The sequence below is a fragment of the Oceanococcus atlanticus genome, from assembly GCF_002088235.1.
Taxonomy (GTDB): Bacteria; Pseudomonadota; Gammaproteobacteria; order Nevskiales; family Oceanococcaceae; genus Oceanococcus; species Oceanococcus atlanticus.
The window spans coordinates 429,593-448,898 of sequence record NZ_AQQV01000001.1; the positions used below are offsets into that span (position 1 = coordinate 429,593).

20 protein-coding genes are annotated in these 19,306 nt (G+C 61.5%); 2 read left to right on the plus strand and 18 right to left on the minus strand.

The window, feature by feature from the left end:
• Window positions 1–2 precede the first annotated feature (2 nt).
• The 9 genes from ATO7_RS01975 to efp all read right to left on the minus strand — a co-directional run bounded on the left by ATO7_RS01975 (window position 3) and on the right by efp (window position 8,573).
• Entirely contained in the window at window positions 3–1,022 is a 1,020-nt protein-coding gene (locus tag ATO7_RS01975) for a vWA domain-containing protein (protein ID WP_083559230.1), read from the minus strand.
• Complete coding sequence (locus ATO7_RS01980) at window positions 1,019–1,825, minus strand: MotA/TolQ/ExbB proton channel family protein (RefSeq protein WP_158522996.1); 807 nt, start codon at window positions 1,823–1,825, stop codon at window positions 1,019–1,021. The genes ATO7_RS01975 and ATO7_RS01980 overlap by 4 nt, the downstream gene beginning before the upstream one ends.
• Before the next feature lie 30 nt (window positions 1,826–1,855).
• Window positions 1,856–3,199 (minus strand): hypothetical protein, encoded by a 1,344-nt coding sequence (locus tag ATO7_RS01985; protein ID WP_083559232.1) that lies wholly within the window; start codon window positions 3,197–3,199, stop codon window positions 1,856–1,858.
• Entirely contained in the window at window positions 3,189–3,740 is a 552-nt protein-coding gene (locus ATO7_RS01990) for a hypothetical protein (RefSeq protein ID WP_083559234.1), read from the minus strand. The genes ATO7_RS01985 and ATO7_RS01990 overlap by 11 nt, the downstream gene beginning before the upstream one ends.
• 1 nt (window position 3,741) lies before the next feature.
• Window positions 3,742–4,527 (minus strand): hypothetical protein, encoded by a 786-nt coding sequence (locus ATO7_RS01995; protein WP_083559235.1) that lies wholly within the window; start codon window positions 4,525–4,527, stop codon window positions 3,742–3,744.
• Window positions 4,524–5,168: a hypothetical protein gene (locus tag ATO7_RS02000; RefSeq protein ID WP_083559236.1), complete on the minus strand. Its 645-nt coding sequence runs from the start codon at window positions 5,166–5,168 to the stop codon at window positions 4,524–4,526. Before ATO7_RS02000 ends, ATO7_RS01995 begins: the two co-directional genes overlap by 4 nt.
• Window positions 5,169–5,256: 88 nt before the next feature.
• Complete coding sequence (locus tag ATO7_RS02005; RefSeq protein ID WP_206044759.1) at window positions 5,257–6,981, minus strand: permease; 1,725 nt, start codon at window positions 6,979–6,981, stop codon at window positions 5,257–5,259.
• A 57-nt stretch (window positions 6,982–7,038) separates the two neighbouring features.
• Complete coding sequence (epmA, locus tag ATO7_RS02010) at window positions 7,039–8,013, minus strand: EF-P lysine aminoacylase EpmA (RefSeq protein WP_083559238.1); 975 nt, start codon at window positions 8,011–8,013, stop codon at window positions 7,039–7,041.
• On the minus strand, window positions 8,010–8,573 hold the full coding sequence (efp, locus tag ATO7_RS02015; RefSeq protein WP_083559239.1) for an elongation factor P: 564 nt from the start codon (window positions 8,571–8,573) through the stop codon (window positions 8,010–8,012). The genes epmA and efp overlap by 4 nt, the downstream gene beginning before the upstream one ends.
• Before the next feature lie 37 nt (window positions 8,574–8,610).
• On the opposite strand from efp, the gene epmB reads away from it, so the two are divergent.
• Both epmB and ATO7_RS02025 read left to right on the plus strand, forming a co-directional pair.
• Complete coding sequence (gene epmB, locus ATO7_RS02020; RefSeq protein WP_083559240.1) at window positions 8,611–9,654, plus strand: EF-P beta-lysylation protein EpmB; 1,044 nt, start codon at window positions 8,611–8,613, stop codon at window positions 9,652–9,654.
• 37 nt (window positions 9,655–9,691) lie between these two features.
• Window positions 9,692–11,749 carry an EAL domain-containing response regulator gene (locus tag ATO7_RS02025; protein WP_083559241.1) on the plus strand — a complete coding sequence of 686 codons (2,058 nt, stop codon included), beginning with the start codon at window positions 9,692–9,694 and terminating at the stop codon, window positions 11,747–11,749.
• A 58-nt stretch (window positions 11,750–11,807) separates the two neighbouring features.
• Here ATO7_RS02025 and ATO7_RS02030 read toward each other — a convergent pair whose 3' ends face one another.
• The 9 genes from ATO7_RS02030 to fliN form a co-directional block, all read right to left on the minus strand.
• The gene (locus ATO7_RS02030) at window positions 11,808–13,532 is read right to left on the minus strand and encodes an FAD-dependent oxidoreductase (protein ID WP_083560971.1); all 1,725 of its coding nucleotides are present in this window, start codon (window positions 13,530–13,532) and stop codon (window positions 11,808–11,810) included.
• 66 nt (window positions 13,533–13,598) lie between these two features.
• Window positions 13,599–14,855: an acyl-CoA dehydrogenase family protein gene (locus tag ATO7_RS02035; RefSeq protein ID WP_206044760.1), complete on the minus strand. Its 1,257-nt coding sequence runs from the start codon at window positions 14,853–14,855 to the stop codon at window positions 13,599–13,601.
• A 129-nt stretch (window positions 14,856–14,984) separates the two neighbouring features.
• On the minus strand, window positions 14,985–15,659 hold the full coding sequence (locus ATO7_RS02040; protein WP_146680107.1) for a DUF6901 family protein: 675 nt from the start codon (window positions 15,657–15,659) through the stop codon (window positions 14,985–14,987).
• 44 nt (window positions 15,660–15,703) lie between these two features.
• Window positions 15,704–16,834 (minus strand): flagellar biosynthesis protein FlhB, encoded by a 1,131-nt coding sequence (gene flhB / locus ATO7_RS02045; RefSeq protein WP_083559243.1) that lies wholly within the window; start codon window positions 16,832–16,834, stop codon window positions 15,704–15,706.
• Window positions 16,827–17,594 carry a flagellar biosynthetic protein FliR gene (gene fliR / locus ATO7_RS02050; protein ID WP_158522997.1) on the minus strand — a complete coding sequence of 256 codons (768 nt, stop codon included), beginning with the start codon at window positions 17,592–17,594 and terminating at the stop codon, window positions 16,827–16,829. Before fliR ends, flhB begins: the two co-directional genes overlap by 8 nt.
• Window positions 17,594–17,863, minus strand: a complete 270-nt coding sequence (gene fliQ, locus ATO7_RS02055; RefSeq protein ID WP_083559245.1) for a flagellar biosynthesis protein FliQ — start codon at window positions 17,861–17,863, stop codon at window positions 17,594–17,596. Before fliQ ends, fliR begins: the two co-directional genes overlap by 1 nt.
• The gene (gene fliP, locus ATO7_RS02060) at window positions 17,860–18,594 is read right to left on the minus strand and encodes a flagellar type III secretion system pore protein FliP (protein WP_083559246.1); all 735 of its coding nucleotides are present in this window, start codon (window positions 18,592–18,594) and stop codon (window positions 17,860–17,862) included. Before fliP ends, fliQ begins: the two co-directional genes overlap by 4 nt.
• A complete protein-coding gene (gene fliO, locus ATO7_RS02065) occupies window positions 18,591–18,890 on the minus strand; it encodes a flagellar biosynthetic protein FliO (protein ID WP_083559247.1) in 300 nt (99 codons plus the stop codon). The genes fliP and fliO overlap by 4 nt, the downstream gene beginning before the upstream one ends.
• Window positions 18,890–19,306 (minus strand): flagellar motor switch protein FliN, encoded by a 417-nt coding sequence (fliN, locus tag ATO7_RS02070; protein ID WP_083559248.1) that lies wholly within the window; start codon window positions 19,304–19,306, stop codon window positions 18,890–18,892. The genes fliO and fliN overlap by 1 nt, the downstream gene beginning before the upstream one ends.

Sequence of the window (19,306 nt, forward strand, 5' to 3'; positions counted from 1 at the left end):
GCTCAGCCCAGCGTCGCCAGAAAAATTAGCGCGGTCATGTCGGAACTGTTTTCCGAATAAGCCTCGTCATGCAGCACCGCATCGCCCAGACGGCGGAAGAACGCCTGACTCTCAAGAAATTTCTGCTGTTGCTGACCGCTGGATTTGGCGATTTCATCCAGGCCGGAGAACAGCGCCAGCAGACGCCGTCCGGGCCCGGACTTCTGCCACTGCGCAACCTGCTCAACCAGCGCGCGAGCCTGCTCGCGGTTGGCTGCCGTGATCGACTGATCCTGCCAACCATCTTCAAACGGGCCAACATCACCCAGCACCATCAGGACTTGCTGGCCGTGGAATGTGCCGGCGGCATCAAACATGGCCAAGGCCCGTTTGAGCGCACTGCCCAGCGGTGCCGAACCGGCCTCGGCACGCAAGGCTTGGACCCAGCTGCGCAGATTTTTGGCGCTGCGGCCCTGATCCTGATGCGCCGGGCGTACCGGACTCAGCGGGTAGACGGCGCTGACATCACGATTTTGTGCATCACGCCGATAGGCTACAACCCCCACGGCCACGCTGTTGACCATGCGCGGCAAGGTTTCTCCAAGCAGCGCGATGGACTCGGCCAGTTCATCCAGCTCGCGCTGCATGCTGCCGGTCACATCAACGGCGATCACCAACTGCACATGATGGGCTTCACGTTCACCGCCTTGTTCGCGCCCGCCGAACGCTTCATTGGCGTTGCGATTCTCTTCCTGGGCGCTGGCCAACGACTGGCGCAGCTCATCAACCTGCGCCTGCAAGCCGCCCAGCTCAAGCTCATGCGGCGACGGCGTGGGATCGGGCACACACACCAGGGTTTCGATCTCTCCGTCGCTGGATTGCTGCTCCAGGGTGTCCGGTGGCGTGGCGGGCGCGCCTTCGCTCTTGCGGTTGAGCACCATGAAAATGCACATCAGCATGACCACGATGGCCATGGTGCCGAACATCAAATCGGACACGGTTTCGTAGAAACTCGTGCCGCTTGAGCGCGTGCGAAATTTCACAGCCGGCCGATAACGTGAATGTCCGTCAACTCGGCCACCTCGGCCACATAGTCCGTGATGTGCCGTTCCACTACCGCGGTGAGTACACGCAGCACCACGCCGCCCAGCACCGCGCCAATCAAGGTGGTCATGAACGCCACGCCAAGCCCCGAAAGCGGGCCATCAGTGGCCGCCAGCGCCTGCAGCAAACCGTCACCCGCGCCCTGCGCCTGCATCACATCGGTGAGGCTGCTCATCATCAGCATCAGGCCAAGAATGGTGCCGATCAGCCCCAGGGTCACCAACACGCTGGAGAACAGTTCGATAAAACGGTTTTCCGCACTCAGACGCTCGTGCAGAATCTCGATCAAGGTGTCCTGACTCACCGCCGCGGCAGGGCCATCGGCCTTGAGACTGCGGGTGCGCGACATCTCCAGCAGGTTTTTCAGGTGACGGGCGAAGTAATGGCGGTTCATGCCGCGCGGCACTGCGTCTTCCTCACCTTCAAAATGCAGCTGCTCGATACTGCGCCTGAGATGATGCGACGTGGCTGCACCGGCCTCATCGTCGGCGCGGATCGCCGGTGCGACAACCCGCTGGGCAATATCGATCGCCCGCTGGGTTTCGCGATCGAGCATCAACATGACCCGCGCCTGATTGACGATCAGGGTGGTCGCAATCACCCCCATGGCCAGATACATGGTGCGCTCAACCAGACCGTGAAAACGCGGATCGATCCAGCTCAACCAGAAGGCGATGCCAACCAGCAAGGCCGCACCGCCGATCAGTGCAAACCACAAAGCCCAGCTTTTCAGCCCTGACATAGGTACTCGCTCCTGCTGCACAGACAGCATTCAATCAATGATCAACTCACCTTCGGGCTGCTCATACGGCACATCCTCGGGCGCAACGGGCGGCTCGGGCGACGGCGCGCCCGAAGACCCGGACGTGGGGACTGCTGGCGCCGCCGATGGGGCGCCGGACTGTGCGTCCTCGGCCTGTTCAGCCGACTGATCGGACGCGCTTTGTGGCGGTGCCGGCGCGGGCAGCAAAGCCAGCTCGACCACGCCACGCGCATCCCCTTGCGACAAACCCACGAACACACCGGGGCGCAACGCATCACCGGGCACTGGGCCGGCTTCAAGCGCGCGTCCATCGGGGGCGTTGCCTGCATCCGTCTCAGCCGCCTCCAGCGCTGACCGGCCCTGGCCCTGCTCCTCGCCGCTCTCCAGCGGCCCGCCATTGGCCTGCTCATCCGCACGCGCCACATCTTGCCCCGCTTGCGTTGCATCCGTTGAGGACGATCCGTCGCCGTCTTTCTGCGCGCCCTCAAGCCCGGCCAGCTCGGCAATCTGCTCGGCAACGCGGTCTCCCTTGCGCGCCGCTTGGGTGAAAAAATAGGCGGCAACAGTGGCCCGGTCACGCCGGTCCTGCGCTGCATCAATGTGCAGGTCTTGCTCTAAAAACGCATCATCCATCGGCAACTTGGCCTGGCGGTCGCCCGCGTACAGGCGGCCCAGGGCGTAATCGGCGCTGGCCAACCCGTTCAGACTGTCCTGGCGAATGGCTGCCAGAGCCTCGCGCGAGCCTTCACGGGCCGCCAGCAGCTCCAGCAAGGTAATTTTCTCAGCCCGGCTGAGTGCTGCGACCTGCTCCGGGCGCCCGGTGACGGTTTCAAGCACGTCATTGGCCACGGCCTCCTGTGGATTGTTCTGGTAGTGCTGCGCAAACGCATGCAGGGCTTGTGCATCGGACTGCGCCGCCCGCTGCATCACGCTCTCAAGGGTCTGGGCAGCGGCATCGTTGTCCGCTGCAGTGGCCTCGGCCTGCACAGGCGTGCAATCCGGCGGCGCGGCGATCTTGAGATCGAAATCGTCCTCACGGTGCGCCCGCGCATGCATGACACGGATGTCCGAACCCGCCAGATACGCCTCCACACACAGGCTTTCGACCTTGAAGCAAGACAGCCACACAGCCGCATGGGCACGCCGCACCACGGCCTTAAGATCGCTGTTGTCGTAGCCCAGGTGCTGGTGCGCATCAGCAACCACCCGGATGCGCTGCTGCGCCGCGCAGGCCTGTTCTGGCAAGCTGACCCGGTACGGTGCGCGCTCGATCAGCACCTGCTCGGCCGCAGCCACGACGGGCAGCAGGTACAGCGCCAGCACAAGGCCACGCCGCCAGGTCTCAACCGCCATAACGCAGCGTCACTTCTGCCCTTTCGAGCAGATCGCGGTCGAGGTAATCCTGTATGTCCTGAATCGACTGCTGGGTCTGACGCAGCTTGTCGGCCAGCTGCTGAATTTCGTCGAGCCGGGCCTGCGATTGCGCCTGCTCCTGTGACAGTGTCTCCAGCTGGCGCATCTGCGCCTCTTCCTGGGTCATCAGTCGCTCAAGCTCGGCTGTCTTGGTCTGCATCTCCTGGCGTAGACGCGCCGCTTCCTGCCGCACCGTCGAGGTCGAGCGTGCCAGCTCATCCAGCCGCTGCTGGGCGCCATCGACACGCGGTTGCAACTCACGCGCACGCGCCTGATGACGTTTCAACTCCTCTTGCAGTGCCTGTGTCTGCGCCTCGATGTCTTCGATGTGAGCGTTGGCATTGGTCCGCACCCCCATGCCGTAAAGGCTGGCGCAATAGGCCGACATGCGGCTGGAGCGGGTGTCGCAGGTGTTGCTGGCACAACCACCGACAAGGCCCACCAGCAGCAGCGTCAATACGCCCGCGAGTAACCGCCGCATCTCAGCTGCGCGCCTTGATGCCGGCCGCCACACGGCGTTGCTCGGCTTCGATCTGGGTAATCAGGCCGTTGCTTTCCTCCAGAGCAATCTGGACCCGCTCACGCTCGCGTTGCAGATCAGCCCGCATCGCTTCCAGCTCGCGTTTGTTCGGCGCGTTTTTCATCTGCTGTTCGATGTCGTAAATGGCCTGTTCGATCAGGGTGATGGAGTCGCGCTGGGCTTGCGTGCGCTCACGTGCCTGCTGCAGCTGTTCATCGAGCTGGGCCTGAATGCGTGCCGCCTCGCTCAAAAATGCGCGGTCGTCACGCACGCTTTGCTGCATCAACTGGTATTCCTGCTGCAGGCGAGCCACATCGCGCTCGGCCTGCTGGTTGGCGCGAATCTGCGCATCAACATCACGACGCGCCGCAGACAAGCCTTGGTTGGCGCTGGAGACATCTTCACGGTAGGCCTGCAAACCGCGGTTGGCCATGGACGCGCCAATCGCACCCGCTGCGGCACAAATGCCGGCAGAGGCGGCAACATTCTTCTCCGAGCCTCCGGTCACTGCGGCAACCAGACCACACAGCGCGCCAGCTGACACGGCCGTCTTGCCGATGCTCCAGCCCGGTCGATCCGCCCCACACAGCTGTCGCGCCGGGCCCTGCAGGTTGCCGCCATCAACCCAGATACCGCAGAACAGCCACCATTCACGGTCGCCATAGCCGGCGGTATCGGGCGAACTTGCGCAGCCCTGCAGGCCGGCCAGCACAAGCACCAGGGTCAAAGCCACTGCAGTCTTGCTCACGTGTTTGATCCTCCTGACAGCTGTGCCGTGAAGTAGTCGGCCGGCGTGGACTCCTGTGGCACCGCCTGAATCCAGCTGAGGCTCTTTTGCAGCGCCTCACGGCTGCCCACCTGAGCCTCGTCCAGCGTTTCCAGTCGGTTAACGAAAGCGGCCTCGATGCGTTGACGCCGCAGCTGCCACTCATCATGCAAAACGACCAGAGCCTCGGCCCACACACGCTGATACGCGCGCTGATCCTGGGTGCTCTTCTCCAGCGACAAACGGAAGGTGTCGATCAGTACCTCATCGTCACGCTCCTGGGCATGCTTTAGCGCGACCTGATCTTGGTTGGCCTTGCGTTGACTCAGCTCCAGCAGGCGCGCACTGCTCACCACGGTGTCGAGCTGGCGTGACAACTCGGCATCGCTGATGCCCTGATCAAGCGACAGGCTGATGTCATTGGCAACCAGGTAATAGGCCGCAACAGCCAGCGCAAGAATGACTGTCACCGCGACGGCCAGCCCGAACACCGGACCTGACCGCTGTGGCTGTGCGGCTGCGCGAGCGCTGCGAGCCTGACGCTCTACCGGAGCATCGTCAGGTGCAGCCGGACGCGTCTCTTCGCCGCTGCGGTTCACCGGGATATGAATGCGCTTTTTCATCTGCGACAGCCACGCTGCTCGTCAACACCTTGGCCCGGAACTATCCCGCACAATTCTCCGGCGCACAAATGACCAACCCAGGCCTGGACTAATGGGCGTGAGCTTGCCCCAGCTGAAGCTCCGACATGAATCGACGTGCACCACGCCGTGCCACCGACGCCACCACCAGCAGTATCAATGCAACCAGCGCCGTCCAGCTCAGCCACAACGGGAAGGCATGCAGATTGGCTTCACTGAAATCCATGTTCAGCGCAATCTGATTGACCGCCAACCCCGCAGCCACGGCCAACCCACCGGTGGCCACACCGAAGGCCAATGCCACGCGGCGGCCATGCAAGTTGGCCAAAACCCCGAAGGTGGCAGGATTGGTCGCGGGTCCGGTGATCAAAAACGCCAGTGCCGCGCCGGGCGCCACGCCCGCAATGAGCATCACCGCCACGATCGGTGTCGAACCGGTCGCGCATACATACAACGGCAACCCCAGCAACGCGAACGCAAACACCTGCAAACTCGGAGGAATGTCTTGCAGCCAGGCTTGCTCCAGCATCGGCTGGGCTGCAGCCGCGACAACCAGACCGAACAACACCCACGGCGCGGTGGAATCAACCAGATCAGCAAAGCCGTAACGCAAGCCAGAACGCAGACGCTCTGCGGGTTTGCCGGAAAAACTTGGGCTGTGCGCATGACAGCATTGCTTGTGCTCGTTGTTGAGCGTGCCGGCCCAGCGGCCGACCCACCACCCAACCAGCAAGGCGATCACCGCGGCCGCCACCACACGCGCAATCGTCATGTCACCACCCAGCAGCGGAATGGAAACCAAAATGGCGTCGAGGCCAATCTCCGGGGTGGCTATCAAGAACGCCATGGCCGCAGACGGCGGCGCGCCGCGCTGAATCAGGCTTTGGTACAGCGGCACCACACCGCAGCTGCAAACCGGCAGCGGCAAGCCCACAGCCATGCCTCGCGTGGCTTGAGACAACCCTCCGCCGCGCGACAACCAAGCCACCGAGGATGCCGGCAGAAAGGCAGCAATCAGGCCGCCTGCGGCGTAGGCCAACAGCAAGGCCGGAGCGGCCGCCAACGAAAGCTCCAGCAAACGCTGCAATCCATCCGTGGGCGCATGGCCCAGAAGCATGTCGGCGCCCAGCATGAGCACGAAGACCAGCAATCCAAGCACGCTGCCGAGTCCTTCGGCCTGATCGGTTTTGATCAGAGGATCACGCGTTGCGTTCTCCATATGCGGCCGATTGAAGACCACATGCAGGATCGATCCCGCCACAAATGCCTGCAAGGCGGCGAACCCGGCTTCAGACTCATGCACATGCATCTCGCCGCCGAGCAGATAACCCGCCACAGTGCCACCCGCCATGGTGGCCAGCATGACCAGCGGCATCACTGGCCCCCAGGTCGGTCGCAACAGCCACCATACGGCCAGACTCACAGGAATGCGGTGAATGACAATCGCCAGCCCCAACGCGGGTGAGCCGCCGTGGGTCAGCGCCGCACCGTCAAACACGGTGTGCACCACCAGGCCCACAGCGCTGAGCAATACGGTCAGCATGTGCGTGCGGTGAGCCGCACGGTGGAACATTTTCTCCAGCCAGGTCGGCCCCCACAGCCCCAACGCGACCACGATCAACACCCACCAGCCCGCGTGCTCAACCACCTCCGGCAGGATTTCCAGAATCACCAGCCCGGCGATGGCCACAAACACGAACCCATCCAGCGCCCGGCTGAAATAGGAATGTGGCGCTGCACGGCTATAGATCAGCGGTCCGGCGCCCAGTGCGAGCAAACTTCCGATCAGTGCCAACACGGTTTAATCCTCGATCAATCTGATCACAGCATCACCCTGGAGCCAACTCCAGGGTCAAGCGCGATCAGCAGGAAATGCAATCACCGAGGACACATCCTCGGCATTCATCAGCAAAGCACACAGCCTGTCGACGCCAACGGCCACGCCGGCACAATCCGGCAAACCGCTGGTCAGCGCTGCAATCAGGCACTCATCGTGCGGCACATCGGTCTGCGCGCTGCGCTGTCGATGGGCTCGATCCGCCGCAAAACGACGTGCCTGCTCCTGCGCATCGGTCAGTTCGTGAAAGCCGTTGCCCAGCTCCTGACCACGCCAGAACCACTCAAAACGGCTTGCCCACGGCAATCCGTCCTGGCCTGTCTCCACCCGCGCCAAGGCCGCTTGATCGGCGGGAAAGTCATACACAAAACACGGCTGCTGGTGCCCCAGTGCTGGCCCCACCAGCAAGCTCATCGCCGCATCCAGCAGGCCAGCGGTATCCAGGTCAACCGGCAGAGGCCCCAGTTCGCGTTCCAGTGCTTTGCGCAGCTTTGACCCGTCGCAGGCTTCGGCCCAGCTCAACCCTGTTGCCTGTTCAATCAGTGCCGCATAACGGTAACGCGGCCACGCCTGAGCTTCAGTCTCACACAGCATGCACCACAGCGCTTCTATCTCATCCATCAACTGGTGGTGATCAAAGCCCGGGCGGTACCACTCCAGCATGCTGAACTCGGCGTTATGCCAGCGCCCCAATTCATCACCGCGAAACGCCGGCCCGATCTGATAGATCGCTCCACTGCCGGCAGCCAGCAGCCGTTTCATGTGAAATTCAGGCGAGGTCTGCAACCACCAACTTTGCCCGCGCGCATCCCGTAACGACAAACTGTCGATCTGCGGGTCGGTTGCCGCTGCTGCGGACAGGACCGGCGTTGTAACTTCAAGCACCTCACGCTGCGTGAAGAATGTACGCAGCTTGGACACCACAGCCGCCCGGAAGCGCAGCGCCTCAATACTGGCCGCCGGCTGCCAGGCGCGTGGAGCTGAGCTCATGCGCGGGAGACGTACTCTCCGCTGCGCGTATCCACTTTGAGCTTGTCGCCCACATCGATGAACAAAGGCACGCGCACCACCGCACCGGTTTCCAAGGTCGCCGGCTTGCCGCCACCACCGGAGGTATCGCCACGCACACCCGGATCGGTTTCGGTCACTTCCAGCTCAACGAAGTTCGGCGCCTCAACACTCAACGGCGCACCGTTGTAGAGCACCACCGTGCAATTGTCCTGTTCTTTGATCCAGTTCTTGGCTTCTGCCACAGCGTTTTCATCCGCCGTATACTGCTCGAACGACTTCGGCTCCATGAAGTGCCAGAATTCGCCGTCGTTGTAGAGGTACTGCAGCTCAAGCTCGTGAACATCAGCCGCTTCCACCGAATCACCGGATTTGAAGGTGCGCTCGACCACGCGGCCGTTCTTCAGATTGCGCACTTTGACGCGGTTGAAAGCCTGGCCTTTGCCCGGTTTGACGAACTCATTCTCAACGATGGTGTACGGGTCACCATCGAGCATGATTTTGAGACCGCCTTTGAATTGATTGGTGGAGTAGCTGCTCATGACAATTGCACTGGAAACAAACCACCAATAATAACGTATGCCTGAGCCCGCCATCGAACACGCCCGGCCGACGTGCACTGCGCAGCCCGCTCTTGAAGCGGACTGGCAGGCCGAACTGCGCCAAGCCTATCGCGACCCACAGTCCTTGCTGCGCGATCTGGGCATCGACGAGAGCGCGATTGACGGACTAACGCCGCCCAAGCACGGTTTTGCCATGCGCGTGCCGCGGGGCTTCGCACGGCGCATGCGCTACGGCGACGCGCGCGATCCCCTGCTGCTGCAAGTTCTGCCGCGGCAACTGGAACACAACAGCGTGCCCGGTTTTGGCAACGACCCGCTGATGGAAAGCCAATTCCAACCTCAGCCTGGGTTGATCCACAAGTATCACGGGCGCGCCTTGCTCATCACCACGGCGGCTTGCGGCGTGCACTGCCGCTACTGTTTTCGACGCAGCTTTCCCTACAACGAAGCGCGCGAGGGCGCGGATGGCTGGCAAAAAGCGGTGCAAGCACTGGCCGCTGACAGCACGATTGAAGAAGCCATTCTCTCCGGTGGCGACCCCTTGAGCCTGTCCGATGACAAGCTGACACGCCTGATCGATGCGCTTGAGGACATTCCCCATGTGCGTCGCCTGCGCATTCACAGCCGCCAGCCCATCGTGCTGCCGGAACGCATCACCGGCACATTACTTGCACGCTTGCGCGACTCGCGCTTACGTGTCGTGCTGGTGGTGCACAGTAACCATGCGCAGGAACTCGACGCGGCGGTTGCCAGCGCCTGCGATCAATTGCGCAGCGCTGGCCTCACCCTCTTGAATCAGGCCGTGATGCTGGCCAACGTGAATGATGACGCCGAGGCTCAAGCGCGGCTGAGCGAGCGCCTTTTCGAGATTGGTGTACTGCCGTACTACCTGCACCAGCTCGACCCTGTCGCCGGCGCCGCACATTTCGCGGTTGCAGACGATCGCGCGCGTGGCATTATGCGGGAGTTGAATGCCCGCTTACCGGGCTATCTGGTCCCGCGACTGGTGCGCGAGGTACCGGGAGAACAAGGCAAACTGCCAATGAACTGGGGACTGTAACGCCCGGTTCGCGAAACACAGAGGATCACACAAGCACATGCGGCAAAGAATTGTGATGAAGGGTGAAGTGCTGGTACTGGCCCACACCCCGAACGATGCCAAACAAATCGAAGCGCACCTTCGGACCAGCGGCCATAGCGTGCACGTGCTCGTTGCCCCTGGCCTCGACAGCTTTGCCGACATCATCGAAAAATCGAATATCTGCATTGCGATTCACGATGCCGAGTTTTCCGATTGCCGGCTGATTCAGCTGGTCGAAGCCGTCCACCGCCACAAGCCGCAGATCCCGGTACTCCAGCTCAATAACAACACCGATGCACGCAGCGTCACGGATGCCATGGCACAAGGCGCACGCGGCATCGTCTCGTTGGGCAATCTGCCGCACCTGGAAATGCTCTTCCAGCAGGAATACGAGCTCTACGCCATGCACGAGGAACTGCAAGGTTTGCGCGACAAGATCGCCGAACTCGAGCGGGTCCGCACGCAGGATCTTGGCAGCACCAGCGCACCGGGTATGCGCGTGCAGGAAGGCATTGTGGTTCACGCCAACATGGCCCTGGCTCAGGCGCTGCGTTTCTCCGACCCAGAAGATCTGATTGGCTATCCGCTGATGGATCTGGTCGCCAAGCAAGATCAGCAAACCGTCAAGGACGCGGTCAAAGCCGTCATGAAAGGTCGTCATGATGACGCACCGGTCGGGTTCACACTGAGCAGCGACAGCGGCGCCACCAAGCGCCTGGATGCGCGCTTCATCCGCATTGAACACGATGGCGAACCCGCCATCGAAATTCGCGGCCAGGAATCGCGAGGCCCGGTTGGCGACATCAGCAAAGATGCCGGTGTGGCCCGACAAGGTGTCATCGCAGCCATTCATGAGCAGGCCCTGACCAGCATAGGCGACGCCGTCGCCAGCCTGATTTTTGTCAGCCTGGACGATTACACCGGGCTGGAACAGCGCGCCGGTTATGACGGCGCCGAACAGGTTGCCGAGCAAGTCATCGAAATCATTCGCGAAACCAGCCGCGACAACGACAGAATCTTCCGTTTTTCTCTGTCCGAAATGGTCATCCTGGGGCATCGCGACTCGCTCGAGGATATGCGTGGCAACCTCGAACATTTCCAGCGCACGCTCACTCGCAGCGTGCTCAAAGCGGGCAAAAAAGAAGTTTCCTGCACAGCCAGCGTGGTCATCTATCCGTTGGCCAGCGATCCGGAAGACCCTCAGGCGCTGTTGAGCAAGTTGCATGGACAGGCGCTGGAACTGCAGAAGGACGGCGGCAATGCGATCACCATCGCCGGTGATACGGCGGAAGAACTCAAGCGCAAGGAACAGCAAGCGTTGTGGGCCGCCAAGGTCAAGAAAGCGCTCAACGACAATCGTTTTGAGCTGGCCTATCAGAACATCGCCAGCCTGGCCGGCGAAGAGCGTCAGTTCTCGGACATCCTACTGCGCATGATCGACGAGGACGGCGAAGAGGTGCTGGCACGCAACTTCATGCCCGCCGCCGAAGCCAACGGCCTGATGCCGCACATTGATCGCTGGGTTGTGCAACGGGCTGCACAGGTCATCGGCAAGCAGTTATCCGAGCACCGCGACCCCTGCTTCTTCGTCCGTGTTTCTGAAAACACGCTGGCCGATGCCGACAAATTCATCACCTGGCTGAAGCCGTTCATGGAGAAGAACAGCTTCCTCAAGGGCCACATGGTGCTGGTGATCCGCGAGCACCATTTGCAGGACCACATTTCGCGCGCCCAGAACCTGGTCAACACCGCCCAAGCCATCGGCCTGTCAACCGCGCTGGACCACTTCGGCACCAGCCGTCAGTCGCCGCAGATGCTGGAACGCCTCAAGGTCAACTACATCAAACTGCATTCCGATTTCACCGAATCGATCGGCAAAGCAGGCTCAGACATGCAGGCGCTGGAAGCGATCATGGAGTACGCCAAACAGCACAGTGTGAAAACCATCGCCGAGCGGGTCACCGACGCCAACGGTATGGCGCGACTGTGGCAGATGGGCGTCAACTACATCATGGGCAGCCATGTGCATGAACCTGATCGCGAGTTGCGCAGCACCAGTTTCGAGTTGAGCTAGGCTTCTTCTTGAACCGCGTCACCGCCGCTGGATGCGGCGGTGACATCAAACAGCACGCTCAGGCGGCGTGAGCGCGATTCGCACTGCTGGCGTTCTCGGCAATATCCTCAACTGCGAGATAGGCAAAGGCCATGGCCGGCCCCAGTGTTGAACCCGGTCCGGCATAGGTCTTGCCCATGACCGCGGCCGAGCAGTTACCCACCGCGTAGAGCCCATCGATAACGCTGCCGTCCTCACGCACAACACGGGCGCGGGCGTCAGCATCCAGACCGCCTTTGGTGCCCAGTTCACCCGGGGTCACGCGCAGCGCATAAAACGGCCCTTTTTCGATCTTCCCGAGGCACGGGTTCGGTTTGTGTGTGGGATCGCCATAGTAGCGATCAAAGACGTTTTCGCCCTTGTGGAATTCCTCATCCACGCCGCGCTCAGCCATCGCGTTAAGGCGCGCCGTCTGCGCCAGCAGGCCATCGGCATCCACGCCGATTTTGGCCGCCAGTTCGGGCAGGCTGTCGGCCTTGTAGTAAACCTCGTTTTCCCACTCCTTGGGAATCGCACGGTCCGGCTGCAACTGCGCCGGCATGATCGGACCCAAGGGGAATTTCTTGCGGAAACGCGCATCACAGATCAGCCAGCACGGCACGCTGCCGCCGGTTTTCTGGTGATCTTCGTAGATCGAATAGACCACCTCGGTGTAGGGCCCGGCCTCGTTAACAAAACGCTGACCCTGGCTGTTGACCATCATGCAGCCTGGTGCAGCACGTTCGACAAACATGCCGGTGGCTGGACCACCGCCCGTCAGCACGGCAGATGGGCAGCCCCAGGTCAGATGCATGAAACGAGTCGCCGCACCGAGCTTGAGCCCGGCATTGATCCCGTCACCATGATTGATGCCTGGCGCCACGCTCCAACGTGTATCGGTTGGTGCGGGCAAATATTTTTCACGCATGGCCTGATTGGCTTCGAAACCACCGCTGGCCAGCACAACCCCGTGACGGGCTTCGATGTTCATGGATTGTCCGTTGCGGCTAACCCGCACACCGGCAACGCGACCACCCTGCTCGATCAGATCCGTGAGCCCGGTGTTCAGCCACAGCGGCACATCGTGATCCAGCATGGCTTTACGCAGCGAACCCACCATGGCCTGGCCCAGGGTCATGCGCCGATCGATCTTGGATTTTCGCCGCCAGCTGAAGTCGGTCCAGTAATTCCACATGACTTTCAGGAACAGCCAGACCCAGCCCTTGTCCTTACACAGCAAGGCATGCGCATCGACCTGATTCATGGCCATCCGCCCCATCAGCAAGGTCGCCGGGTACGGCGGTCGCTGGTTGGCGTATTCCTCGCCGAGCTGGTCGGCGTAGAAGTTTTCCGGCTCCATGGTGCGGAAACCCGGCTTTCCTCCGGGTTTGTGTGGGAAGTAATCCGGGTAGATCGGGATCGAGCGGAAGCGGACATTGAAACGCTCACGCAGGAACGTGACCATCTCCTTGGCACGATGGATATAGGCATCAAGCCGCTCGGAATCAACCTCGCCCTCGGTCAGGATATCCAGGTACTGGCGCGCCTCGACGTAGGAGTCCGGACAGCCCAGACCTTCCATCTGGTCATTGCAGGGAATCCAGATGCCGCCGCCGGACACCGCACTGGTGCCGCCGTATTTGTCACTCTTCTCGACCACCAGCACCGACAGACCTTTGGCCTGTGCTGTCAGCGCTGCGGTCAAACCGCCGGCCCCGGAACCTACGACGACAACGTCGTAGCTCTGATCCCATTTCTCACTCATCGCCCACACCCCGCACGGCTGGGGCATCATGCCCCGCCGCTGTTGTCGTCTTGTTGCGCTCTTGCCTTACAGGAAGAAGTCGCCGTTCTCCATGCCCAGCGTCACCGCGCCATAGTTCTTGCCGAACTGATCCGGGTTGTTGGCGTAGTGACCGCGTGCGGCGAAGATGTCCATCATCTTCTGATTGAGCACGAAATCACTGAATATGCCGCGGCCACCGCAGGCCGAGAACAGCTGGTAGGCATGCTTGGCGCAACGCTCTACAACCTGAGCTGCCTGGAAGCGGTAATGCAAACGCTGATTGATATCGTCGAGCGGCTCGCCCGCACGAATCTTGCCCATCAGCACATCAAAGTTGCGCTGCAGAACCAGCTTCATTTCATCCACAGCAACGGCGGTTTCCGCCACCGCCATCTGGGCCGGACCCTGCTCTGCAGTCTTGTTGCCCATATTGCCAACCTGGACTTTGCCGAAGTTGACGAACTCGTTGAGCATACCTTGCAGACCGCCGATCGCAGCCGAAGACACCGCGCGCACGAAAATCTGCCCAAACGGCAATTTGTAAAGATCTGACGTGAAGGTGTCGCGACCAGGGTTGGTGCCCATGAAACCGTCGCTGGCCTTGTGCGTGCGGTATTCCGGAACAAACACGTCCTCAACAAGAATATCCTGCGAACCGGTGCCCTTCAGGCCGATCACATGCCAGGTGTCGATCACCTTGTAATCCGACTTGGGCAGCATAAACGTGCGGTATTCCGGCGGCTGGCCTTCGGTAAAGATCAAACCGCCCAGGAAGACCCAGTCGCAGTGCTCGATACCGCTGGAAAACGCCCAACGGCCGGAGAACTTGAAACCACCTTCAACCGGCGTCACCTGCCCTTTGGGCATATAGGTTGAAGCGATCAGCACATCGGTGTCACCAGCGCCCCACACATCTTCGGCGGCTTTGGGATCGAACAGGGCAATCTGCCAGTTGTGCACCCCGATCACGCCATAGATCCAGGCGGTGGACATGCAGCCTTCAGCGATGGTCATGCAGATGTCGTAGAACACCTGCGGGTCCATTTCGTAGCCGCCATACTTTTTCGGCTGCAGCACGCGGAAGAACCCCGCGGCCTTCATTTCCGCAACGGTTTCATCCGGCACGCGACGCATTTCCGCAGCCTTGGCCGCGCGTTCGGCCAGCACCGGAACCATGTCGCGGGCACGTTGAACCAGTACTTCAGGGGTTACTTCGGACACAGAGGACTCCTCAATCTTCGCGCCCGGGGTTACGCCGCCGGTGCGCAGGCTATCGATCATTTCAGGGGTGGCAACAGACATACTCGCCTCCTTGGTTCAGCAAATCCGGATACTTAAAAGCTCTACGCGCAAGACGCGCATCCGGATTACGAATAAGGAAGTTTTCTCAAAGTGCGCCCGAACGGGCTTCGTCCGAAATGACTAGCGCCCTCAAGACGCGGCTGGCTGAATCGCAAACTCGGCCAGTTCATCCTCGCAATCATCCAACGACAGCTGGGCACCCAGAGCATGCATGGCCAGGGCGCTGATCGCGTTCATCGCGGCATCCTGACGCGTTGCGGAATGAATCCGCGCCTTGAACGCCTTGTTGACCACCATGAGATCGTCAAACAGCGCATGCAGCCCGTCCAGGCTCCAGTCGGGCTGCCCGCCGCGCTTTTCTTCCAGCATCTGGCCCAGGTAATAGGCCCCGATGAAGCGGAACAGGGTTTCCTCCACGCTCTGAAACGGTGTGTGCGTGCGCGTCAGGCCGCGCAAGCGGCCCAGCACCGGGCAGGCGCTGTTGGCCATGATCAGGCCCATCAGCGCGCTCAGCCCGCTTTGCGCATCACCATCCTTGAGAATATGCCGCTCGTTGATATCGACGATGACAAACACATCTTCGTGGGAAATGACTTCGTTGAAGGCATCCACCACCTCTTCCAGATCCACCGCTGGTGGGCAGTGCGAGACCTGATCATCACGCAGCGTGCAATTGGCGCACTTGTTTCGACTCAAACGTGTCCATTCGCCCTTGCCCGGGCGCGGTGGCGCCGGCTTGGCAATATCGATTTCGAAATCCCGCAACGTCTTGTCGTTGTGGCGAAACTGATAACTGATTTTCATGTCCGGTCCCGGCGCGCGAAGGCGTTGGCGCGCCGACCGCAAGGCTACCGCGGATCGTCCGGTTTCCAGCGATAAACATCAGGAATATCCGGATCGGGCGGTTCCCCGGCCTGAGCGGGGCGCGTGTTCAGAGCAAAGATATAGCTGAGAACCTCGGCCACGGCAAGGTAAAGCCCGGCTGGGATTTCCGCTCCGACCTCAACATGGCGGTACAGCGCCCGGGCCAGCGGAGCGATGCGCAGCTGCGGTATGCGGTGCTCACGGGCCAGATCACGCACCACCTCGGCCATGTGGTCAGCACCCTTGGCCACCACCACCGGCGCCGCATCACCCTGCGGGTCGTAGTACAGCGCAACCGAGAAATGCGTCGGGTTGTTGATCACCACGTTGGCGCGTGCCATGTCCTGGGCCATACGCTTGCGTGACATCTCCTGCTGCATGCGCCGGATATGCTGTTTGACCTCGGGGCGCCCCTCGGTTTCTTTCATTTCATCGCGCACTTCCTGCAGGGTCATGCGCAGCTTCTTGCGGTGGCTGAAATACTGAAATGGCGCATCGATCGCAGCAATCAGGGCCAGTCCGATGCACAACGCCGCCAGGGTGTAGAAACACAGCTTCAGCCCCTGCGCCATCCCGGCGCTGAGATTCTGCATACCCAGTCCGAGCACATGCTCACGCCAGGTCCACAGCACCAGCACCGCCATCCCGCCGAGCAGAACAAACTTGGCCACTGCCTTGAGCAGTTCCATCAGCGCCTGGGCAGAGAAAATGCGCTTGATCCCGGCCAGCGGATTAAGCCGTTCAAATTTGGGCTGCAAGGCCTGGGTGGAGAAATTCCAGCCGCCCATCAACAAGGGTGCGACAAAGGCAAACACCACCCCACCGACCAGAAACGGCACGCTCCATTGCAGGCCCAGCAGCAGGGTGTCATGCAGGGCTGCGGTCATGGCTTCGGGATGCATCAACTGGCCCCGCTCCAGGCTCAGGCCGTCATGCATCAAGGCCTGAGCGCGGCGCGCAAACCATCCACCAAACATGGCTATCACCAGCACCGCCCCGGCCGTAGTGGCCAGCGTGCCGAGTTCACGCGAACGCGCGATCTCACCCTTCTCGCGCGTTTCACGCAAGCGTTTGGGGGTGGGTTCCTGGGTTTTCTCTGCAGCGCTATCAGCCATAGGTCTGGCTCAGGCGTAAAAAGGCGTCGGTGATGGCCGAGGTGAACAGCCTCTGCAAGGCCGGCAGACTGAGCAGCACCAGCACCAGACCCAGCATCAGCGAGGCCGGAAAACCGATGGCAAACAGGTTCAGCGCCGGGGCGGCCCGGCTGATCACGCCGAAAGCCAGATTGACCAGCAACAAGGCGATGATGGCCGGCAAGGCGATCTGCAGCGCGCCGGCAAACACCAGCGCGGCCCAGGCCACGGGTGCGAAAATCTGGCCCATTTCAAGCATGAGCAGGCCCGGCGGCTGATGAATCAGGCTCAGGCTGATCCACTGAATGATCTGGATATGCCCGCCGCCGGCCAGAAAAAGCAGGATGGCAAGTATCGAAAAATACTGCCCGAGCACCGGCGCACTGGAGCCATTGAGCGGATCGGTCATCTGGGCAAAACCCAGCCCCATTCCCAGTCCGATGATCTCTGCCGACAGGCGCACCATCTCGAACACCAGGGCCAGGGTAAACGCCATCAGCACACCCAGGGCAATTTCCTGCAGCACGGCCAGCCACCACGCGGCGCCCCACACTGCAGGCAAATCCAGCGGCGGCATCAGGGGTGCGATCACCACGGTGCAGGCCACCGCCAGAACCAGCCGAATGCGTCCGGCCAGCACCCCGCTGCCAAACACCGGCATGGCCATCCACAATGCGGCAATACGCAGGAATGCCCACAGATACGGGATCAGCGATTCGGCGATCTGATCCAGTGCGATCATCAGCCGATCAGGTTGGGCAGATCCATGATCAGCTGGCGGGTGAAGTCCACCAGCAGGCGCAGCATCCATGGTCCGGCGATCAGAAACGCCACGCCCATGCCCAACAGCTTGGGGATGAACGACAGGGTCATTTCCTGAATCTGCGTGGCGGCCTGGAACAGACCGACGACCAGCCCAACGCCAAGCGCGGTGAGCAGCAGCGGCGCCGACAACATGATAGTCAGCTCCAGGGCTTGGCGCCCCATGGTCATAACGGTTTCCGGTGTCATAGGGCAAAACTCGCGGTCAGCGAACCCACCACCAGCGTCCAGCCATCCACCATCACGAACAGCATGATCTTGAACGGCAGTGAGATCAGCATGGGTGAAAGCATCATCATGCCCATGGACATCAGCACTGAGGCGATGACCAGATCAATCACCACAAACGGAATGAACAACAGAAAGCCGATCTGGAAAGCGGTGGTCAGCTCACTGGTAACAAAAGCCGGGACCAGCACACGAAACGGAATGTCGGCCGGATCGGCGTAACCCTGGGTGTTGCCGTCCAGCTCGGAAAAACCGATCAGACTCGACTCGCGGGTTTGCGCCAGCATGAATTCACGCAACGGCACGGCAGCCGCCTGCAGCGCCGTGGGCATGTCGATCTCATCATCCAAATAGGGTTGCATGGCATCGGCGTAGACCCGCTCCAGCACCGGCCCCATGACGAAGAACGACAACATCAACGCCAACCCCACGAGGATCTGATTGGACGGCGTCTGCCCGGTGCCCAACGCGCTGCGCAACAGTCCGAGCACGATCACGATGCGCGGAAACGCGGTCATGCTGAGCAGAATCGCAGGCAGCAGCGTGATCGCGGTCATCGCGATCAGCACTTGCAGCGACAGACTGTAGGTTTGAGCGCCATCGGCGCCCGCATCGACCGTCACTGCAGGCAAACCCGCCGCCGCGGCAGGCAGCGGCAGCAACAGCAGCAGGAGTGCAAGCAGACGCGTCATGCCGGGTTCTCGTCGCGCTCGGCCAGCACCTCACGAAAGTTTTGCGGCGGCGCATCCAGCACGTGCAGGGTGCGCACCTGACCGGGCGCAACACCGAGCACCAGATAGGTGTCGGCGGCGCGCAGCATGACCACCCGCTCGCGCGTGCCCACCGCCACGCTGGCTTCAATCTTGAGCGCATCCGAACGCGCCATGCCGCCAATCGGCATACGCTTGGCCAGCCAGGCGCAGGCGAAGATCAGCAGCACCACGGCGATCAGGCTGCCCAGCATCTGGGCCACGCTGGCGGCGTCCATTATTTGAGCTTGCGGATGCGTTCGGCGGGGCTGACCACATCCAGCAGGCGCACGCCGAATTTGTCGTTGACCACCACCACCTCGCCATGCGCGATCAGGGTGCCGTTGACGAACACATCCAGCGGTTCGCCCGCCACCCGATCCAGTTCCACCACCGAACCCTGATTGAGTTGCAGCAGATTGCGGATCGGCACCTTGGCATGGCCAACTTCCATGGACAGGGTGATCGGCACATCCAGAATCAGATCCAGATTGACTTCCGACTCGCCCTCCTCGCTCTGCGCGAACGAGGGCGGCGTATAGCCCTCCATATCCTGGGCCGGCTGCGGGGTGTCGCTGGCCGCCTGCATGGCCTGCACCTGAGCCAGCTCTTCGGGCGACATCTGCGCCTCGGCTTGTTCGTTGCTATCGCTCAT

Bases quoted from the DNA above. Each gene is read 5' to 3' on its own strand.
- ATO7_RS01980 (WP_158522996.1), bottom strand. From the start codon at position 1,825: ATGTCAGGGCTGAAAAGCTGGGCTTTGTGGTTTGCACTGATCGGCGGT.
- ATO7_RS01985 (WP_083559232.1), bottom strand. From the start codon at position 3,199: ATGGCGGTTGAGACCTGGCGGCGTGGCCTTGTGCTGGCGCTGTACCTG.
- ATO7_RS01990 (WP_083559234.1), bottom strand. From the start codon at position 3,740: ATGCGGCGGTTACTCGCGGGCGTATTGACGCTGCTGCTGGTGGGCCTT.
- ATO7_RS02000 (WP_083559236.1), bottom strand. From the start codon at position 5,168: ATGAAAAAGCGCATTCATATCCCGGTGAACCGCAGCGGCGAAGAGACG.
- epmA (WP_083559238.1), bottom strand. From the start codon at position 8,013: ATGAGCTCAGCTCCACGCGCCTGGCAGCCGGCGGCCAGTATTGAGGCG.
- efp (WP_083559239.1), bottom strand. From the start codon at position 8,573: ATGAGCAGCTACTCCACCAATCAATTCAAAGGCGGTCTCAAAATCATG.
- epmB (WP_083559240.1), top strand. From the start codon at position 8,611: ATGCCTGAGCCCGCCATCGAACACGCCCGGCCGACGTGCACTGCGCAG.
- ATO7_RS02025 (WP_083559241.1), top strand. From the start codon at position 9,692: ATGCGGCAAAGAATTGTGATGAAGGGTGAAGTGCTGGTACTGGCCCAC.
- ATO7_RS02030 (WP_083560971.1), bottom strand. From the start codon at position 13,532: ATGAGTGAGAAATGGGATCAGAGCTACGACGTTGTCGTCGTAGGTTCC.
- ATO7_RS02035 (WP_206044760.1), bottom strand. From the start codon at position 14,855: ATGTCTGTTGCCACCCCTGAAATGATCGATAGCCTGCGCACCGGCGGC.
- ATO7_RS02040 (WP_146680107.1), bottom strand. From the start codon at position 15,659: ATGAAAATCAGTTATCAGTTTCGCCACAACGACAAGACGTTGCGGGAT.
- flhB (WP_083559243.1), bottom strand. From the start codon at position 16,834: ATGGCTGATAGCGCTGCAGAGAAAACCCAGGAACCCACCCCCAAACGC.
- fliR (WP_158522997.1), bottom strand. From the start codon at position 17,594: ATGATCGCACTGGATCAGATCGCCGAATCGCTGATCCCGTATCTGTGG.
- fliQ (WP_083559245.1), bottom strand. From the start codon at position 17,863: ATGACACCGGAAACCGTTATGACCATGGGGCGCCAAGCCCTGGAGCTG.
- fliP (WP_083559246.1), bottom strand. From the start codon at position 18,594: ATGACGCGTCTGCTTGCACTCCTGCTGCTGTTGCTGCCGCTGCCTGCC.
- fliO (WP_083559247.1), bottom strand. From the start codon at position 18,890: ATGGACGCCGCCAGCGTGGCCCAGATGCTGGGCAGCCTGATCGCCGTG.
- fliN (WP_083559248.1), bottom strand. From the start codon at position 19,306: ATGAGCGATAGCAACGAACAAGCCGAGGCGCAGATGTCGCCCGAAGAG.